Raw genomic sequence first — 15193 nt, forward strand, 5'->3', positions numbered from 1 at the left:
CATGGCTGATAAGACTTTGAAGAACCTGCAGCGGGTTATTTTCCCGAGCGCGGTTGAGACTGACGTCGTGCCCCTGTACGTGGACGCGAGTGTCGCAACCGGCGTTCAGCTGCCCACCCGTATTGACGGCGACGCTTCCACCTCCATTGCGGAGGCGATGAACACCTCCGGTCAGTCTGTATCGAACGCTAGCGCGAACCGTGATGCCGCTAACAGCCTGAACAGCCGCCGCTCCATCACCGTGAACGCGGGCCAGAGCCTGTCTTTCGGTACGTACTTCAACGCGTTCCCCGCGTCGTACTGGCGCCGTTGGACTGACCTGAAGAAGGTCGTGCTGAGCGTTCAGACTCGTGGCGAGGGCATGGTCATTGTGTACAAGTCCAATGGCCGTGGCGTGATTCAGCGCGTGGATGCGAAGCTGCTCTCCGGCGAGGAGACCAACACCTTCACCCTGCCCCTGGCACCGTTCGGTGACGGTGGCTGGTACTGGTTCGACCTGGCGGGCACTACTGACCTTGAGCTGGTTGAAGCGAACTGGCTGGGCGACATTGAGCCCCGCGCAGACGTGAAGGCTGGTCAGGCGACCGTGCAGATTACCACCATGAACAAGGTGGAGTACTGCATCAACAACATTCGTGCTCTGGGTGAGAGCCCCGAGATTTTCGATGCTGTGCACGAGTTCCTGATTGTGGATCAGGGCACCCAGAAGGTGCAGGACCACGAGGACTTTGAAGAGGTCGTGAAGCCTCTCTCCGGTAAGTTCCGCATCATTAACCAGGGTAACCTGGGCGGTTCCGGTGGCTTCTCGCGCGGCATGTTTGAGGCCGTCAACAACGGTTCTGACTACGTGCTGCTGCTCGATGATGACGTCATCGTGGAGCCCGAGTCGATTCTGCGTATGGTGACCTTCGCGAACTACTGCAAGGAACCCACCATCGTGGGTGCGCACATGTTCGACATGTTCGACCGCTCGGTCCTGCACGCATTCGGTGAGGTTGTTGACCCGTGGCGTAACTTCTACGCTAAGCCGCACGATGACATGGCGATGGGCCACAACCTGGGTCACCACAACCTGCGTAACACCCCGTGGCTGCACCGCCGCGTGGACGTGGACTACAACGGCTGGTGGATGTGCCTCATCCCGACCACCGTCATCAAGGAAATCGGTCTGTCCCTGCCTCTGTTCCTGAAGTGGGATGACGCTGAGTACGGTCTGCGCGCTAAGGCCGCGGGCTTCGCTACCGTGTCCTTCCCCGGTGCGGGCGTGTGGCACGTGTCCTGGACCGATAAGGATGACTCCGTCGGCTGGCAGGCGTACTACCACGAGCGCAACCGCCTCATTACGGCGCTGCTGCACTCGCCCTTCGATAAGGGTGGCCGCGTGCTGCTGGAGTCCCTGTTCTTGGACGTCAAGCACACCCTGTCCATGCAGTACTACACCGAGGCTGGCCGCCTGATGGCGCTGGAGGATCTGCTCTCCGGCCCCGAGCACCTGCACCCCTCGCTCTCGCAGCGTCTGCCGGTGATTCGTGCGATGGCTAAGGAGTACCCGGAGTCTCAGGTGAAGCCGAACGTGGATGATTTCCCGGCTATCCAGACGAAGAAGCCTCCGTTCCGTGGCCGCCGCGCCTTTGCGTCCCCCGGTTACAAGAAGCTTGCTTCCTGGACCGCGAAGACTGTTGCTCGTCAGCTGCTCAAGCCGGTGAGTGAAGAGGCGAAGGCTCACCCGCAGATTCAGCTGAACTACGGTGAGACCAACTGGTGGACCCTGTCGAAGTTCGATTCGGCTCTGGCGACTAACGCTGAGGGTACCGGTCTGTTCTGGTACCGCCGCGATCCCGAGCAGCTCAAGTCGAAGCTGGCTCAGGCCGCTAAGCTGCACGTTCAGCTGGTGACCGGTTGGGATAAGCTGCGTGAGCAGTACCGTTCGAAGGCTGCTGAGGTTGCCTCCTACGATGCGTGGGCTAAGACCTTCGCTGAGCATACGGATTCTGAGCTGACCCGATGAACGATCTGAAGTCTGTTCCCCTGAAGGCGCCCGGCCGTGGGCGCGGCATCCTGGATGCGGTGAAGAACCGCTACCTGCTTCGACTGCTGGTCGATAAGGAAATCCAGGTCCGCTACCGCGGCTCGGTGCTGGGCATTTTGTGGTCGTACATTAAGCCGGGTGTGCAGTTCCTGGTGTTCTACATTGCCATGGGTATGTTCCTTGGCTTGGAACGCGGTATGCACAACTATGCGGTGTACCTGTTCTCGGGCATGATTGCCATTAACTTCTTCTCGGAGGGTTTTGGTAATGGTGCTCGCGCCATGGTGGTTAACAGCGCGCTGATTCGTAAGATTTACCTGCCGCGTGAGCTGTTCTCGCTGTCGACGGTGTGGGTGGCTCTGGTGCATTTTGTGCCTCAGATTGCTGTGATGCTGCTGGCCTGCTTCTTGGTGGGTTGGTCCCCGACCTTCCTGGCGTTTGGGTCGATTCTGGCGGGCATGCTGATTGTGATGATGCTGTCCTATGGTCTGGGTTTGATTTTCGGTGTGGCGAACGTGTTCTTCCGCGATTCGGAGAACATTGTGGACATGCTGCTGATGGTGGCTACCTGGTTCTCGCCGGTGCTGTACTCCTGGACCATGGTGCGTGACACTCTCTATCCGTGGGTGTTCAACGTGTTCATGCTTAATCCGCTGACCGTTGCGGTGGAGCTGTTCCACTATGGCTTCTGGCATCCGACGCTCCGTCCTGAGGATTTGGCGCTTCCTGCTTCGCAGGTGGTTCCGCATCTTTTCAGCTTCTGGACTCCGATTGCCATTGGTATTTCTCTGCTGACCGTTTTGATTGGTGATTTGCTCTTCCGTAAATTTGAGGGCAACTTCGCCCAGGAGCTCTGATTCTGTGGATATTAAGAAGCTTGAGTTCCCTCCGGTGAGCCCGGACGCTCCCGTGGTGATTCACGTGGAGAACCTGGTGAAGCGCTTCGTTCTGCGCCACACCCGTTCGATGAAGGAAGCTTTTGTCTGGCTGATTAAGGGCCGCAAGGGCGATCTTTCGGAGAAGTTCAATGCGCTCAACGGCGTGAGCCTGGATATTCGTCAGGGTGAGCGTGTGGCTCTGCTGGGTCTGAACGGCTCGGGTAAGTCTACGCTGCTGAAGATGATTTCTGGCGTGATGCGCGCTGATGAGGGTGAGGTTCTTACTCGCGGCAATATTGCGGGTCTGATTGAGGTGGGCGCGGGTTTCCACCCGGATCTGACTGGCCGCGATAACGTGTACCTCAACGGCGCTATCTTGGGTATGACCAAGGAAGAGATTGAGGCTTCCTTCGATTCGATTGTGGATTTCGCTGAGATTCACGACTTTATCGATACTGAGGTGAAGTTCTACTCTTCGGGTATGTACCTGCGCCTGGCGTTCTCGGTTGCGGTTCATACGAACCCGGATATCTTCCTGGTGGATGAGATTCTTGCGGTGGGCGATGAGCCTTTCCAGAAGAAGTGTATTGCGAAGATTCAGGAGCTGTGCTCTGCCGGTAAGACTCTTGCCGTGGTGAGCCACGACCTGGATTTGGTTTCTAAGATTTGTGACCGCGGCGTGGTGCTGGAGCACGGTAACCTGCGTTTTGACGGTCCGATTAAGGAAGCTGTGAAGGTGATTCGCGGCGGTGACTAATCGCTAGATGATTGCTTGTGATGGGGCGTGTATTCCCGATGGGGGAGTGCACGCCCCTTTGCCATGCCTGAATACTGTGCCCGAATGCCCTACCCTAATGCCCCGCCCGAGAAGATGATCTGCTCGATGGGGTTCTGGCGTTTCAGCAGGGGAGGTAGGGGCAGCTGGGTGTGGCAGGGGCTGCTGCGGGGTATTTAAGACGAAATATTACGTGTGCACTAAGTGCAATATGGTGGTGCTCAACGGTGAGCGGTTCGGGAGGCGCACGTGCAATTGTTCTGCAAGTCACAGCTGACTAGGCACTTTGAATTTTGATGCACGTTAGGTAATGATATGTGCGATTCCATGCATCAAAAATACTCAAATACTATACTCGTAAATATTAAGGGGCGTTTTATTACATTTTGATAAATTTGATGCACTGAGGGTAGGGTGATGATGGCATTGATGTATCAATGCTTCACCGTATTCCACACAACCACACCACACAGCATCGGATCATTTCAATGGAGAACACCGTACTGGATACCCGGGCGGAGCATCTAACTCTGCTCGAGGAAAATATCCGTGAGGCAATGCGCCACCGCAGCCTGGACCCGCACGAGGACCAGCGCGCCGTTCGCGGGCTCATTGACGAGCACCTGAACGATTACGAACAGCGCCGCACCCGCATCTCCCTGCCCGATTTGGGCGACCGCGAATCCGTGATTCAGCGCCTGCACGATGAAATCTGCGGCTTCGGCGTGATCCAGCCGTTCCTCGATGATGAGAGCGTTGAAGAAATCTGGATCAACTCGCCCGACGAAATCTTTATCGCCCGCAACGGCGAAAGCGAATTGACCGGCCTGCACCTGAGCGCCGAGGCGATCAATAGCCTGCTGGAGCGCATGCTCAAGCCTTCGGGTCGCCGTGTGGATCTTTCCTCCCCGTTTGTTGATGCATCCCTGCCGGATGGATCCCGCTTGCACGCGGTGATTCCGGATATTACCCGCAGGCACACGAGCATCAACATCCGTAAGTTCGTGGTGCGTGCCCGCCGCCTGCCCGATCTGGTGCGCATGAACTCGCTGAGTGCTGGCGCGGCGTCCCTGCTGCATGCGGCAGTGGAGAGCGGCATGAACATCCTCGTTTCGGGTGCGACTCAGGCGGGTAAGACTACGATGCTGAACTGTCTGTCGGCATCTATTCCGCCGCGTGAGCGCGTGATTACGTGCGAAGAAATCTTTGAGCTCGCGGTTCCGCTGCGCGATGTGGTGGGTTTGCAGTGCCGCCAGCCGAACCTTGAGGGTACCGGTGCGATTGAGCTGCGCCGCCTGGTCAAGGAGGCTCTGCGTATGCGCCCGGACCGCATCCTCATTGGTGAGGTTCGTGAGGCGGAATCCCTGGATATGCTCATTGCGCTCAACGCGGGCCTGCCGGGCATGTGCACGATTCACGCGAACTCGGCGCGTGACGCGGTGACCAAGATTTGTACCCTGCCGCTGCTGGCGGGCGAGAATATTTCCTCGGCGTTCGTGGTGCCGACCGTGGCGTCCTGCTTTGACATTGTGGTGCATTGCGGCCGCGATTCGCGCGGTCAGCGTCAGGTCGAAGAGATCAGCATGCTGGGTGGCCGCGTTGAGGACGGCGTGATTGAGATGTCCCCGCTGTTTGTGCGCCGTGACGGTCAGATGGTGTGTGTGGCGTTGGAGCTGCCGAACCCGGACCGTTGGATTCGTGCCGGTCACCGTCCTGAGCAGGTGCTGGCCCTCGCGAAAGCGGGTCAGTAATGCCTCTGTTTCTGAGCCTGATTTTGGGGTTGGGCGTCTGCCTGATTTATCTTTCCTGCTTTCCTGATAACGGCAAGCCTCCGAAGCCCAGTAACGACCCGGCGCTGGTTGTGGCGTTGCGTAAGGCGGGTATGCATTCGCTGACTCCTCGCACGTTCATGTGGGTGAGCGTCGCCAGCGGTGTGAGCGCGTCGGTTCTGCTGCTGATGCTTACTCAGCTTTTGCCGCTAGGTCTGCTGGGCCTGATTGGTGGTTTTGCGGCGCCTCGCGTGATTGTGAATCATCGTGCCCGCGCGGCGGATGCCCGTATTTGGCAGTTGTGGCCGGATGCAGTGGACCACCTGCGTTCGGCGATTCGTGCCGGTTTGTCCTTGCCGGAGGCGCTGATTCAGCTCTCGTACCGCGGCCCGGAAGAGCTGCGTGATGCCTTCGCCCATTTCTCACGTGATTACCGTGCGTCGGGTGAGTTTGTGCCGTCGCTGAACCGTTTGAAGGAGTACCTTTCTGACCCGGTGGCGGACACCATCATTGAGGCTTTGAAGATTGCCCGCGAGGTGGGCGGTTCGGACCTGGGCAAGCTGCTGGGCACGCTCAGCGATTTTCTGCGCGATAATGCCCGCACCCGCTCGGAGCTTCTGGCCCGCCAATCCTGGACAGTGAATGCGGCTCGCCTTTCCTGTGTGGCGCCCTGGTTTGTGCTGTGTCTGATGGCGACTCAGCCTGCCGCGCGCATGGTTTATAACTCGTTTGCCGGTGCGATGCTGATGATTGCCGGTGCCGCTATTTCTTTGGCGGCGTACCGTCTGATGCTGCGTATTGGTGAGTTGCCGCGTGAACGGAGGGTTTTCGGGTGAATCTGCCTCTGATTTTTGGTCTGCTGTTGGCGACCGGCGTGGGTCTGATTCTTTCGTCGGTGCTGAATACTCGCAGTATTTCGTTTTCTGATCGTGTGGCGTCGCAGCTGCGCGGTGAGACTCTGCGTGAGTCGCTTTTGAAGGAGCAGGAGCGCCGTGAGCCGAGCCTGCTGGAGGCGATTTCGGCGTTCTGTGCGCCGCTTCTGCGTTCGCTGTCTTCGTCGTTGAGCGGCTCGTCGCTGAGTGATAGTTCGGTGCAGGAGCGTTTGCGCCGTGCTGGCTCTTCGCAGAGTGTGAGTGCGTTTCGTGCTGAGCAGCTGCTGTGGGCTCTTGCCGGTGTGACCGTTATGAGTGCCCTAACTGTCATCGGCGTGGTGCAGGAGCGTTTCTCCATCCTGGTGGCTCTTGTTCTGGTGCTGGTGAGCGGTTTGAGCGGCTTTCTGGCGCGTGACTGGTGGCTGGGCGAGGCGGTGACTAAGCGTGAAAAGCAGCTGGTTGCTGAGTTCCCGGCGCTGGCGGAGATGATGGCTCTGTCGGTGACGGCGGGCGAGTCAGCACTGGCGGCTTTGGAGCGTATCTGTTTGACTTCTCGCGGCGAGTTGGCTCGCGAGTTTTCGGAGATTTTGGCGCAGACCCGTACCGGCGTTTCTCTGCTGAGCGCGCTGCAGGAGTTTGCGGAGCGTACTCGCGTTCCGGCGCTGAGCCGCTTCGTTGAGGGTATTGCTGTTGCGATTGAGCGCGGCACCCCTCTGGCTGATGTGTTGCGTGCGCAGGCTCAGGATGTGCGCGATAACGCTAAGCGTGAGCTGATGGAAACAGCCGGCAAGAAGGAGATTGCGATGCTTGCCCCGGTGGTGTTTTTCATCCTGCCGCTGACCGTAATTTTTGCGGTCTTCCCGGGCCTGTCGCTCATGCGTTTGAACTTTTAGATTTTGCGGCGGGTACACGCTGTACCGGCCGCGCCGCGGTGGGCTGGGCTGATTGCCCGGTGCGCCGCACCAACCACACACTACACCCTTTGATAGAAGGAGAAAATCATGTTCCGTCGTTTCCGCACCACCCTCACCGTGCTGATCGCCCTGGCTATCGCATCCGTGCTGGCTCTGCGCCTGAAGAACAAGCAGGATGACCCCGAGCGCGGCGACGTGCCCGGCTGGGTCATGATTACCATGATGAGCGCCGTGCTGGTTGCCGCTATCCTGGCGATTGCTCAGCCCGCTCTGACCAAGATGTTCAACGACGCGATTGCTCTGGTTCACCAGTAATGCGTAAGCCCCGCATCGCTTCTGAGCTGACTGCCGCTGAGCTATTCTCCGCGGAATATTCTGTGGAGGATAGCGAGCGCGGTGACGCCAGCACGGAGTTCGTCATGGTTGGTGCGCTGTTGGTGTTGCTGACCATGGCGATTCTGCAGGTTTCTTTCGCCCTGTATGCACGAACTATGTTGGTGGATGCTGCGGCGGCTGGGGCACGTTACGGTACGATGCGTGACCGCACCCCGCAGGAGGGCATGGAGCGTACCCGTCAGATGATTGAGGGGGTTCTCCCGTCCTCGTACGCTGAGAACATTTCGTACCGTCAGAGTAGTGATTCTACGGGCGTGCGCACTTTGGAGGTGACGGTGAAGTCTCCGTTGCCGGTGCTGGGTCCGTGGGGTTTTCCGGATTCTATTGAGGTGAAGGGGCATGCGATTTATGCGGAGCATCGTTCCGGTGATTAGTGGCTTTTCGCTTCGGCAGCGGGTGAAGGCTCGCTTGAAGAATCGTTCTGATCGGTCTCTTGCTGACCTACCTCTTTCTGAACAACACGGCTCTGAAGAGGGTAGCGCCATTGTGGAGTTCCTGGGCTTGGGTATTACGCTGCTCATTCCGGTGCTCTACGGCATTCTGACGATTTTTAGCCTGCAGTCTTCGGTGATGGCGGCTCATGCGGCGAGCGCCCAGGTGGTGCTGTATGTGCAGGAGCAGCCGCAGGATTCGTCGGTGGGCCCGGATTTGGCTCAGCGTCTGGCGGCGCATGCCGCAGCGGATTACGGGGTAGACCCGTCCGATGTGAGCGTGTCGTTGAGCTGTTCGTCGGGGGAGTGCGTCTCGGGTACGAAGGCGTACGCCACGGTGACGGTTCAGGCGCGCCTGCCGCTGCTGCCTTCGTTTATGGGTGGCGGCGTGATTCCGGTGAGTTCTCACGCGACGAGTTGGGGGTCTGGTCATGCTGAATCCTAATGGTTCGCCCGCTCACCTGTTCTCGGCTGTACGGGAGCGCTACGCCCACGTTCGTGCCCGCGTGCAGAGCCGGGCGCTCGCCTCTGACCGCCTCGCCTCAGACCCGGAAGAGGGCAGTATTGCCCCGCTGATTGTGGGCATGCTGGCGTTGCTGCTGCTCATCGGTTCGGTGACGGTGGCGATCACGGGCGCGTATCTGCAGACTCAGCACCTGCAGGATATGGCTGACGCTCAGGCGAACTCGATTACCCGCACGATCCGCACCCCTGAAGAGGCAAACGGCTCGGCGGCGTGGGAGTATGCGAGCGCGTACCTGGCTGAGGTTCAGCCGGGGCAGGATTTTCAGGCGTTGCGTCTGGATAACGTGTCTGTGGATTCTGACCAGAGTGTGCACGTGTACCTGTCGGCGCGTATTCGTCCGCCGCTGCTGTCGATTGTGGTGCCTGATGGTATCGAGGTGACCGCTCACGGTTCGTCGCGTTTGAAGACGAGTCAGGGACCTTCCAACGACTAGCCCATCCAGCGACTAGGGGCGTTGTGAGCCCCCATTAGACTGCGAGGGTGCATCCGCAAGGTAGTGTAACGGCTAGCGGATGTGCCCTCGTTTTATGCTTTCTTTACGTCTCCATTGGGTGGCTTCTGCCCTCTAACCACCCTGTCCTTCTGCGCTGTGGGCTGTTTTGGGCTGTAACGGCGGGACTTTCTGGCCGTTTCGCGATAGTGTTAAAGGCTATGGCATCCTTCGACTTTTCTGCTGAGATTAAAGAGCTTCGCGCGATTTTCGCCTCTATTGCTGCTGTGAGCGATATTGAGGGGATTGAGCGCGCCATTGAGGACCTGTCTGCGCAGGCTGCCGCACCCGATTTGTGGGATGACGTGGAGAACGCGCAGAAGGTGACGAGCGCACTGTCGTATAAGCAGTCGGAGCTGAATCGTCTGCGTTCGCTGTCTTCTCGCATTGATGATGTTGAGGTGATGGTGGAGCTTGCCGAGGCTGAGGACGAGGAAACTGCCGCCGAGCTGCTTGCTGACGCTGAGCGTGAGTGCGCTGAGATTCGCGCCAAGCTGGAGGAGCTTGAGGTGCTGGTGCTGCTGTCGGGTGAGTACGATCAGCGTGAGGCTGTGGTGACGATCCGTTCGGGCGCCGGTGGCGTGGATGCTGCCGATTTCGCGGAGATGCTGCTGCGCATGTACCTGCGTTGGGCGGAGAAGAACGGCTACCCGACGAAGGTTCTGGACACCTCCTACGCTGAGGAGGCGGGCTTGAAGTCGGTGACCTTTGAGGTTAACGCGCCGTACGCTTTTGGTCGCCTGTCGGTGGAGGCGGGTACTCACCGCCTGGTGCGTATTTCGCCGTTCGATAATCAGGGCCGCCGCCAGACCTCGTTTGCGGCGGTTGAGGTGATTCCTCTGATTGAGCAGACGGATGCTATTGAGATTCCCGAGTCTGAGATTAAGGTGGATGTGTTCCGCTCCTCGGGCCCGGGTGGTCAGTCGGTGAACACAACGGACTCGGCGGTGCGTATGACTCACTTGCCGACCGGTATTGTGGTGTCGATGCAGAATGAGAAGTCGCAGTTGCAGAACCGTGCGGCGGCTTTGCGCGTGCTGCAGTCTCGCCTGTTGCTGTTGCGTAAGGAGCAGGAGGACGCGAAGAAGAAGGAGCTTGCCGGCGACATTAAGGCAAGCTGGGGTGATCAGATGCGTTCCTATGTTCTGCATCCGTACCAGATGGTGAAGGATCTGCGTACCGGCTACGAGGAAGGTAATACCTCTAATGTTTTGGATGGCGGTTTGAACGCCTTTATTGATGCTGGTATTCGCTGGCGCGCTTCGGGGCGCGCGGCTGAAGAGAGCTAAGACGTGAAGGATTGAGTGATGGCTCAGAAAAAGAAGAAAGACGCGAAGAAGGACCCGAATAACGCGATTATTGCCCAGAATAAGAAGGCTCGCCACAATTACAACATTGTGGATACCTATGAGGCGGGCATTGTTCTGCTGGGTACTGAGGTGAAGTCTCTGCGTGATGGTGGGGCGTCCATTGTGGATGGTTTCTGCCAGGTGACCGATAACGAGATGTGGCTCGAGGGTATTCATATTGCGGAGTATGGTTACGGTACGTGGACGAACCATGCGGCTCGTCGTCGCCGTAAGCTGCTGCTGCATCGTTCTGAGATTAATAAGCTGGCGCAGAAGCTGAAGGAGACCGGTTACACGGTGGTTCCTCTGAAGCTGTACTTCTCGAATGGTCGCGCGAAGGTTGAGATTGCTTTGGCGACCGGTAAGCGTGAGTACGATAAGCGTCAGGCTTTGCGTGAGCGTCAGGATGACCTGGAGGCGCGCCGCGCGATGCGTTACCGTAACCTCGGTTAGGGCTGAGGCAACGGCTGGATGCGCGGCTGGTTCGGTGACTGCCGGTAGGGGCGGGGCGCGGTTCCTCGCGTATAATGGTTGAAAATTCGCGGTGTACCGCGAGCACCATACGTTTTTGAGGAGACACATGTCTGAGAACCCGAACTACCAGCAGAACCCGGGCGAGTTCATCCCCGCACCGCAGCAGGCACCCGCATACAACATGCAGGGCGGCTACCCCGGCTACCAGCCGACCCCGAGCTCGGCTCTGGCGATTGCTTCGCTGATTCTGGGTATTATTGGTCTGCTCACTGGCTTGATGGTTTTTGGTGCTGTTCTGGGCCTGGTCGGCGTGATTCTGGGTATTGTTGCCCTGGTGAAGGTGAAGAACGGTACCGCTTCCGGTAAGGGCATGGCGATTGGTGGTATTGTCACCGGCGCGCTGGGCATGATTGCTGCTGCTGCTATGATGGTGCTCGGCATTGTTCTCGCGAGCCAGTGCGTTGAGAACGCGGTGCAGGATTCGAACGGTAACTACGTGTGCACCATGGCCGGTCAGACCATGACCCTGACTCCCGAGGACTACGACGCTGCCCGCCGCTAAGCCGCGTTGAGCATATAGAGACGTGAAGGGACCGAATAGTGTTGAACTATTCGGTCCCTTGCTCTGTTTCTGCGCTGATTCTGCCCGATTGGTGGATTCTGGGGGATGATTCTGGAATCTTGGACTTCATAGATGACCCAAATGGCGGCTTATTTATATAATGGAACCGAACTCAGCGCGCAATGGTGCGTTGGGCGAGTATAAATTGTTCGCTGCAACTGTGAAGGAAAGAACGACGGATGTCTGAGAATAACTACGGAAACAACCAGGGGAACGCACAGAACCCCTACGCTGCTCAGCAGCCTAATTCTTCCGCCCAGAGCTCGTACGGTCAGGATTACGGCCAGGCTCCTTCGGCACAGAACACCTACGGCCAGGATTACGGTCAGAGCGCATCCGCTCAGAACACCTACGGCCAGGCACAGCAACAGAACGCTACTCCGCAGAACTCGGCCCAGCAGAACCAGTACGGTCAGTTCGGTGCGCAGTCTTCTTCGCAGAATGCTTACGGCCAGAACGCTGCTCAGGGTACCTCCGCCCAGGGCGCTGCGACTCAGAACACCTACGGTCAGGCTCAGCAGCAGTACGGCTATGGTCAGGACGCTTCCTACCAGGCGCAGCCCGCTCAGCAGAACCAGTACGGTTACGGCCAGGAGGCTTCCTACCAGGCGCAGCCCGCTGACTACAACTACCAGCAGAACTCTTACCAGCAGCAGCCCCAGCAGGATGCTTACGGTTACGGCCAGCCCGCGGGTTACCCGTATGCGGCTCCCGTGACGAAGAAGGCTCCCGGCATGGCGCTGGCTGCGATGATCCTCGGTATTGCGGCTGTGCTGACCGGTTTCCTCGTATTTGGTATTCTGCTGGGTATTGCCGCGATTATTCTGGGTGCGCTGTCCCTGAAGAAGACTAAGGAAGTTGGCGCGGGTAAGGCATTCGCGCTGACCGGTATTATCACCGGTGCGGTGTCTGTCCTGATTTCGATTTGCATGCTTTTCGTATACATTTCTTTCTTCCAGACCGCTGAGAAATGCCTTGAGGTTGGTACCGAGGACGGTCACGGTAACGTGGTCTGCCAGATTGGTGACAACCCGAACAACCGCATGACTGTTCCGGCTCACCGCTAAGGTTTGACCGCCTAATTTTGACTGCCTAATTTTGGCTACCCAGTGCGGTACGCGAACGGGGTGGGGCTCCCAGATGATCTGGGGAGCCTCACCCTGTTTTTTATGCGCTGTGTCAGGCTATGGTGTTGCTGCTGCGCTGATCTGTTCGCTTTATTCGCCTCTAGCGGAGGGTGTACCTGCGTGGGTGGGGGACTTGCACGCCGTTAAACATCTTAGATATACTGAATCTCTACCGTGTTTGAATGGCACCGCGGCATCAAGGTATGTCGAGGAAAACTTTCAGAAGACGGTGGGCTTTTTGATAAAAGCATAGGGGGATGATCGGTTTCGACGATGTGAGTTGAGATGGGTGAAGCGTGCCGAGGATGCAGGGTTATCTCGTTAACGCCCTCTGCAAAAAATTAAGTGCAGAATCTAAGCGCACTGACTTCGCACTCGCTGCCTAAGCGCGAGTTGCCGTCTGTCGGCCTGAGCATGCCTTTGGCTCAGTTACCGGCATCGACTTAAAAGGCCACTGCTGCTAGCCCTTGTTGCGGGGGTTAGCGGGACTTTTACGTGACTAGGTTCGTCGGTATATGTGTTTATGCAAGTACCGGAGCCGAAAAGTAGCGTTCGCATAAACTGCGCACGGAGAAGCCCCGTTGACGCCACATCGGACCGGGGTTCGATTCCCCGCATCTCCACGATCTCCCAACCGCCCGCTCACCTTCACGGGTGTGCGGCGGTGATAATCGGTTCCAATCCAGAGGAAGAACCGCGGTAGGTTTCTACCACCCGGCAGGACGCCCCACGGCGTCACCTGCCGGGTATTTTTATGCCCAATTGTCGGTCTGTTCTGGGGTGTACCGGCGTGCTCGTGGGTTGGGCGTCAAAAAGTTTGGGCTAACGTCAAAAAGTATGGGCTGGCGTCGAAAGGTTTAGACGGACAGCATCTTCATCCGCACCGACCCTGCCGGGACCATCAAACCCGACAAAGAAAAATCCACCGAGAAGATCGACGGCGTGGTGGCCACCATCATGGGCCTCGACCGCGCGATTAAATGCGGCAGCGGACCCGACACTGAGAGCGTGCATGACAGAAGAAGCATATTTTTCATGTAATGTAAATTTACGTGTTACATCTGGCGAGACTCTCTGATAGACTGCTGAGTAGTGATGTAAGATACATCACTATGTGACGTGGGAATGCAATCACAACCGCAATTTCTGCTTGGAATTGGGGGCTAGCTGCTTCCACGATTGCAAGAGCTTTAGGGCCAGCATTTGTTGGTGGTTTTGGAAAAGCCCTTGGAGGTCCGGCAGCAATTGCCGCTGCGCTAGCTGTTGCAGCAGTGTCCTGCACTCTCACTCTTTAACCTGGGAGAGGTCCAATGCGTACGAAGAATATATTTACACTAGGATTTTTTCTCACTATTGTTCCGGTGTTCTGGGTGATTATCTCATTTGCCAGAGACGGGGAGTTCTTTAATCCAGTATCAATTCTAAGTGCAATTTTAGGAGGTCTTTTGGTCACTTTTGCAGCCAGAAGGACGCTTGAGAGTGATTCAAAGTTCCCTAAGGGACCTCCTAAGGGACCTAGTAAGTAAAACATCGCTTAGAAGTTTCTAAGAGGAAGAACCGCGGTAGGTTTCTACCACCCGGCAGGACGCCCCACGGTGTCACCTGCCGGGTATTTTTATGCCCAATTTCGGTGTCACTCGGGGCGTGCCTGCGTGCTTGGAGGGTGCTCAGGTGACCGCATTGTAATGAGAACGTCATCAGAGAAGACGAAAACGCACCCTATGCCGTAGTATCGAAGGGTAGATATCGTTGTTCGGTGTCGGCTGTTCATTCAACCTCATCGGCAACGTACGAGAGCAACCCAAAAGTCGCTTATAGGCGCACCACCGCTACGATGCGGTAGCTACTATGACGACCACTCAAGGACACACCATGGAAAACCAGATTCCCGCCCCCTCCTTCCCGGAGCAGAGCAACGCAAACTCCCCGCAGCCGGTACCTGCAGGCGTAGCACCCGGCGCTCCCCTCAGCGCCGCACCCGGTGGCCCCGCCCTGGGCGTGGCACCCGCTAACGTGCGCGACCGCGACGACAGCTACCAGCGCATCCCGGACATCTACCGGGTGCCGGCTGAGCACCGCCGCCCCTACGGCGAGACCACCGGTGATTTCCGCGGCCCCGGCTACTTCTACTCCATCGGCGCGTTCGGCGCTTCCCTGGGCGCCCTGGCGCTGACCCTCTACGCGTGGGTTCAGGTAGCGGCACTCCACTCTGAAGCAACGCTCAACTCCCGCGGCTATAGCTCCTCTGCGTATAGCTCCGGTTTGAGCCCCAACATCATGGTGATTGCTCTGCTGCTCGTGGGCCTGATCCCGGTCGGTGTTTCCATTTGGCTTGCCATCTACTCGGCGAAGGTGAACGCCGGTCACGTCACCAAGTACACCTCGAAGATGACGACCTTCAACATTCTGGCGTACATCATCTCGGGTCTGAGCCTGCTGGGTCTGCTCGGCACCCTCACCATGCTGTCCTAAAACTGACAACGCTTGCTCTCATAGCGATACATAGCGAGGCGGCGGCTTTCCACTTACCGGAAAGCCGCC

General features: G+C 57.8%; 15 protein-coding genes and 1 other RNA gene. All 16 read left to right on the top strand.

The features are described 5' to 3' along the window. The first annotated feature begins 1 nt into the window (after position 1). The 16 genes from HMPREF2765_RS04795 to HMPREF2765_RS04870 all read left to right on the top strand — a co-directional run bounded on the left by HMPREF2765_RS04795 (position 2) and on the right by HMPREF2765_RS04870 (position 15124). Positions 2 to 2008, top strand: coding sequence for a glycosyltransferase (locus HMPREF2765_RS04795; RefSeq protein ID WP_070604474.1), 2007 nt, complete (start codon positions 2 to 4; stop codon positions 2006 to 2008). Next, a complete protein-coding gene (locus HMPREF2765_RS04800) occupies positions 2005 to 2886 on the top strand; it encodes an ABC transporter permease (protein WP_070604476.1) in 882 nt (293 codons plus the stop codon). The genes HMPREF2765_RS04795 and HMPREF2765_RS04800 overlap by 4 nt, the downstream gene beginning before the upstream one ends. A 4-nt stretch (positions 2887 to 2890) precedes the next feature. Further along, a complete protein-coding gene (locus HMPREF2765_RS04805; RefSeq protein ID WP_049337844.1) occupies positions 2891 to 3664 on the top strand; it encodes an ABC transporter ATP-binding protein in 774 nt (257 codons plus the stop codon). A 506-nt stretch (positions 3665 to 4170) separates the two neighbouring features. After that, positions 4171 to 5433 carry a TadA family conjugal transfer-associated ATPase gene (locus HMPREF2765_RS04810; RefSeq protein WP_070604478.1) on the top strand — a complete coding sequence of 421 codons (1263 nt, stop codon included), beginning with the start codon at positions 4171 to 4173 and terminating at the stop codon, positions 5431 to 5433. Continuing rightward, entirely contained in the window at positions 5433 to 6287 is an 855-nt protein-coding gene (locus HMPREF2765_RS04815) for a type II secretion system F family protein (protein WP_049345774.1), read from the top strand. Before HMPREF2765_RS04810 ends, HMPREF2765_RS04815 begins: the two co-directional genes overlap by 1 nt. After that, positions 6284 to 7216: a type II secretion system F family protein gene (locus HMPREF2765_RS04820; RefSeq protein ID WP_049345773.1), complete on the top strand. Its 933-nt coding sequence runs from the start codon at positions 6284 to 6286 to the stop codon at positions 7214 to 7216. Before HMPREF2765_RS04815 ends, HMPREF2765_RS04820 begins: the two co-directional genes overlap by 4 nt. Positions 7217 to 7324: 108 nt before the next feature. Then, entirely contained in the window at positions 7325 to 7552 is a 228-nt protein-coding gene (locus tag HMPREF2765_RS04825; protein WP_005505403.1) for a hypothetical protein, read from the top strand. Further along, entirely contained in the window at positions 7552 to 8007 is a 456-nt protein-coding gene (locus HMPREF2765_RS04830; protein ID WP_049345771.1) for a TadE family protein, read from the top strand. Before HMPREF2765_RS04825 ends, HMPREF2765_RS04830 begins: the two co-directional genes overlap by 1 nt. A gap of 34 nt (positions 8008 to 8041) precedes the next feature. Next, entirely contained in the window at positions 8042 to 8509 is a 468-nt protein-coding gene (locus tag HMPREF2765_RS04835; RefSeq protein ID WP_080974867.1) for a pilus assembly protein TadE, read from the top strand. Beyond that, positions 8496 to 9023, top strand: coding sequence for a pilus assembly protein TadG-related protein (locus tag HMPREF2765_RS04840; RefSeq protein ID WP_080975024.1), 528 nt, complete (start codon positions 8496 to 8498; stop codon positions 9021 to 9023). The genes HMPREF2765_RS04835 and HMPREF2765_RS04840 overlap by 14 nt, the downstream gene beginning before the upstream one ends. A gap of 218 nt (positions 9024 to 9241) precedes the next feature. Next, the gene (prfB, locus tag HMPREF2765_RS04845; protein ID WP_049345769.1) at positions 9242 to 10369 is read left to right on the top strand and encodes a peptide chain release factor 2; all 1128 of its coding nucleotides are present in this window, start codon (positions 9242 to 9244) and stop codon (positions 10367 to 10369) included. Positions 10370 to 10387: 18 nt separating this feature from the next. Beyond that, positions 10388 to 10882, top strand: a complete 495-nt coding sequence (gene smpB / locus HMPREF2765_RS04850; RefSeq protein ID WP_005505423.1) for an SsrA-binding protein SmpB — start codon at positions 10388 to 10390, stop codon at positions 10880 to 10882. Between the two features lie 127 nt (positions 10883 to 11009). Further along, on the top strand, positions 11010 to 11465 hold the full coding sequence (locus HMPREF2765_RS04855; protein WP_049349499.1) for a DUF4190 domain-containing protein: 456 nt from the start codon (positions 11010 to 11012) through the stop codon (positions 11463 to 11465). A gap of 239 nt (positions 11466 to 11704) precedes the next feature. Beyond that, entirely contained in the window at positions 11705 to 12592 is an 888-nt protein-coding gene (locus tag HMPREF2765_RS04860) for a DUF4190 domain-containing protein (RefSeq protein WP_049345766.1), read from the top strand. 313 nt (positions 12593 to 12905) lie between these two features. Then, positions 12906 to 13278, top strand: a transfer-messenger RNA (tmRNA) gene (gene ssrA, locus HMPREF2765_RS04865). A 1246-nt stretch (positions 13279 to 14524) separates the two neighbouring features. After that, on the top strand, positions 14525 to 15124 hold the full coding sequence (locus HMPREF2765_RS04870; protein WP_070604480.1) for a hypothetical protein: 600 nt from the start codon (positions 14525 to 14527) through the stop codon (positions 15122 to 15124). Positions 15125 to 15193: the final 69 nt, after the last annotated feature.

The sequence above is a fragment of the Rothia sp. HMSC062H08 genome (genome assembly GCF_001810775.1).
Taxonomy (GTDB): Bacteria; Actinomycetota; Actinomycetes; order Actinomycetales; family Micrococcaceae; genus Rothia.

What these genes read in the sequence shown, in the direction of transcription:
- HMPREF2765_RS04795 (WP_070604474.1), top strand. Translation starts at nt 2, where the DNA reads ATGGCTGATAAGACTTTGAAGAACCTGCAGCGGGTTATTTTCCCGAGC.
- HMPREF2765_RS04800 (WP_070604476.1), top strand. Translation starts at nt 2,005, where the DNA reads ATGAACGATCTGAAGTCTGTTCCCCTGAAGGCGCCCGGCCGTGGGCGC.
- HMPREF2765_RS04810 (WP_070604478.1), top strand. Translation starts at nt 4,171, where the DNA reads ATGGAGAACACCGTACTGGATACCCGGGCGGAGCATCTAACTCTGCTC.
- HMPREF2765_RS04815 (WP_049345774.1), top strand. Translation starts at nt 5,433, where the DNA reads ATGCCTCTGTTTCTGAGCCTGATTTTGGGGTTGGGCGTCTGCCTGATT.
- HMPREF2765_RS04825 (WP_005505403.1), top strand. Translation starts at nt 7,325, where the DNA reads ATGTTCCGTCGTTTCCGCACCACCCTCACCGTGCTGATCGCCCTGGCT.
- HMPREF2765_RS04830 (WP_049345771.1), top strand. Translation starts at nt 7,552, where the DNA reads ATGCGTAAGCCCCGCATCGCTTCTGAGCTGACTGCCGCTGAGCTATTC.
- HMPREF2765_RS04840 (WP_080975024.1), top strand. Translation starts at nt 8,496, where the DNA reads ATGCTGAATCCTAATGGTTCGCCCGCTCACCTGTTCTCGGCTGTACGG.
- prfB (WP_049345769.1), top strand. Translation starts at nt 9,242, where the DNA reads ATGGCATCCTTCGACTTTTCTGCTGAGATTAAAGAGCTTCGCGCGATT.
- smpB (WP_005505423.1), top strand. Translation starts at nt 10,388, where the DNA reads ATGGCTCAGAAAAAGAAGAAAGACGCGAAGAAGGACCCGAATAACGCG.
- HMPREF2765_RS04855 (WP_049349499.1), top strand. Translation starts at nt 11,010, where the DNA reads ATGTCTGAGAACCCGAACTACCAGCAGAACCCGGGCGAGTTCATCCCC.
- HMPREF2765_RS04860 (WP_049345766.1), top strand. Translation starts at nt 11,705, where the DNA reads ATGTCTGAGAATAACTACGGAAACAACCAGGGGAACGCACAGAACCCC.
- HMPREF2765_RS04870 (WP_070604480.1), top strand. Translation starts at nt 14,525, where the DNA reads ATGGAAAACCAGATTCCCGCCCCCTCCTTCCCGGAGCAGAGCAACGCA.